Origin of the sequence: Pseudomonas sp. (assembly GCF_036404235.1) — a bacterium.
GTDB lineage: Bacteria > Pseudomonadota > Gammaproteobacteria > Pseudomonadales > Pseudomonadaceae > Aquipseudomonas.
Window position 1 is genome coordinate 1 of the sequence record NZ_DASWOT010000007.1, and the last position, 2,526, is coordinate 2,526.

Consider the following 2,526-nt stretch of genomic DNA (forward strand, 5'->3'; position numbering starts at 1 on the left):
GGTGCAGTGCTCCCCGAACGCCTCCACAGGCGAGATGATCCCGCGCGGTCTGCCGTCTTCCCGCCGCGTCCAGAGTTCGCTTCGCGAATGCAGACCGCCAGGGGCGAGGGCAAGTATCCCCGGCCCGTGACCTGAAATTTCATAGTGAATATGGCTGCCGTTAGGCAGATCGATTGCGGGCACGGTCATTCCTCCACTCTTGAAAACGAGGGTTTCAAGGCAACTGGCAGTTCAACGCTTTGAGCTTTTCGAGCACCCAGCGCCGGTCATTTTTTCCTTCTGCTATGGCCGCAGTTTGCGTACCTCGGACGCGTTCTGCTCCGATGCCATGGCATAAATCGCGTCTACGTGATCCAGCGGTACGCACAGCACTCCATCCATGTCGCCAACGATCAAGTCCCCAGGTTCGATGACCATGCCGTCTATGGAAATGGGAACGTTGACTTCACCCGGTCCGTTTTTGTACGGCCCACGGTGCGTGACGCCAGCGGCATAGACCGGGAACGTTGCGCCAGCAATGCTTTGCAGGTCGCATACAGCGCCGTGGATGACGACGCCTGCAAGCTGCTGTTTCTGCGCAAAGGCCAGCATCAGTTCGCCAACGAGGGCATTGGTGAGATCCCCGCCGGCATCCACCACAATCACATCACCGGGTTGGGCAATATTGAGTGCGTAATGCACTATCAGGTTGTCGTCTGGGCGGCATTTCACGGTCAAGGCCGCACCAGACAAATAGCCCCCGCTATGCAAGGGGCGAAGCCTGTTACCCGCCGATGAAAGGCGGTTCATCGAGTCGCTGATGTTGGCCACCGGCAATCCGCGAAAGCGCTCGATTTGTTCAGCCGTGACAGTGCGACGGCGAGATAAAACCCTAAAGCCGATAGTCATCTTCAAGCTCCGTTTCGGGGTTCATTGGACAGTGGCTGACGGCGAGTTTTTGAGCTTTTCGTGCAGCGCACGCAGGCCGGCTGACGGCGGCAAGTCGTTGCGTTCGCCGACTTCGATCAACCATCCGCTGCGGTGCCATTGACGAACAATCGCATCGATTCTGGCCTGGGTGTCGGGCGAGCCTTTTCGCAGCCATATGACGGATTTCAGAGGCTAACGATCCGGCTCCAGAGGGATCTCGTAATCTGCCCATTCGGGCTTATTCAGCAACGCCAGCATGGTCGGACTGACATGAACGGTAGCGACGCAACCATTGCCTCTTAACGACAGCAACGATTCTGCCTGGCTGCGGAATGCCTTGATATCGGCCCCGTAGGTGCCGCGCAGCCAAGTGATGAAATTGCTGCCCTGGGACACGCAGACGGGTTTGCCTCTCAAATCCTCCCAGCGTTTGATGCTGCTGTTTTTACGCATCAGTGCGGCGGCAGCGATTTCTTCGTACGGGGTCGGGACGTAGTCCAAAATCTTGCTGCGATCGGGCGTCAGGTTCATGTTGGCGATCAGGATGTCGACTTTGCCTTGTTGCAAAAACTGCACGCGACTGGGCGCGAGCACTGGCACCAGCTCGACGTCCACGTCCAGACCTTTAGCGACGCCCTGAGCCAGTTCGACGTTGTAGCCAATGGGGGCGCCGGTCTTCGGGTCCAGGGTGCCAAAAGGCAGTCCGCTGACCATCACGCCGACACTGATCTTGTGGCGTTGCTGGATCTTGTCGAGGGTTTCGTCCGCGTGTGCCGCCGCTATGGGGGTCAGCAGTGAAGCCAAGGATATCGCCGTGATGAAAACGGCCAGGTTGCGCTTATGCAATGTAGTCACCGTTTTGCGAATGCGAGTGTGCCGCACGTTGAACGTGCGGCATGCCATTTAGAAAAGCGCTACGGTGTAGCTCAGGATGATCCGGTTCTGATCCTGATCCCGCTGGCTGGTCACTCCGGAACGAATGGACGCGTTGCGCCAGGTCATTCCAAGGCCCTTAAGCTTTCCGTCCGGTACTACGTAGCCCAATGTGAAGTCGCGCTCCCACTCGTTGCCCGTGCCCGCTGCCTGAATATGGTCGCCCGCCAGATAGGAAACGGAAGTGGTCAGACCACGAACGCCGAGGCTGGCAAAGTCATAGCCGTACTGAGCCAGCCAGGTGCGCTCGCCAGCCCGTTGGAACTTGCCAATCTGCTTGTTGGTGATCAAATAGGCCGTCGAGCCGTCGCCTTGATTGAGGAAGGGGAAATCGCTGTCACCGTTTGACTGTTGATAGCCTGCACCGATGGAATGGCCGCTCAGGCTGTAGGTCGACAGAACACTCCAGGTGCGGTTATCCACCTCGCCATTCGTGCCGCTTTTACCGGATGCCTTGTAGCCTTCAAGTCGTCCTTCCTGGCTGGCATTTTTGCCGTTGGAGTCACTGTAGAAATAACGCAAGTCAGTCTTGAGACTGCCCACCGGCAGCGAAAGGTTGTGCTTGAGGCCCAGGAAGTGCTGGGTATAGAAGTCTTCGAGATTACCGTAGTAATACTGCGCGGTGAGGTCTTTAGACAGTTTGTAATCGCCGCCCGCGTAATAGAACGCATTGCTTCGCTGTCC

Annotated in this window: 2 protein-coding genes and 2 pseudogenes; all 4 read right to left on the reverse strand. The window is 57.5% G+C overall.

Going from position 1 to position 2,526, the window contains the following annotated elements; genetic code table 11:
• The coding region (locus VGC62_RS00870; RefSeq protein WP_331185218.1) for a hypothetical protein at window positions 1-189 on the reverse strand (189 nt) is incomplete at its 3' end.
• Window positions 190-214: 25 nt separating this feature from the next.
• Window positions 215-888: pseudogene (locus VGC62_RS00875) on the reverse strand (RraA family protein).
• Between the two features lie 21 nt (window positions 889-909).
• A pseudogene (locus VGC62_RS00880) lies at window positions 910-1,740 on the reverse strand (transporter substrate-binding domain-containing protein).
• 72 nt (window positions 1,741-1,812) lie between these two features.
• A partial coding sequence (locus tag VGC62_RS00885) for an OprD family outer membrane porin (RefSeq protein ID WP_331185219.1) occupies window positions 1,813-2,526 on the reverse strand: 714 nt, incomplete at its 5' end.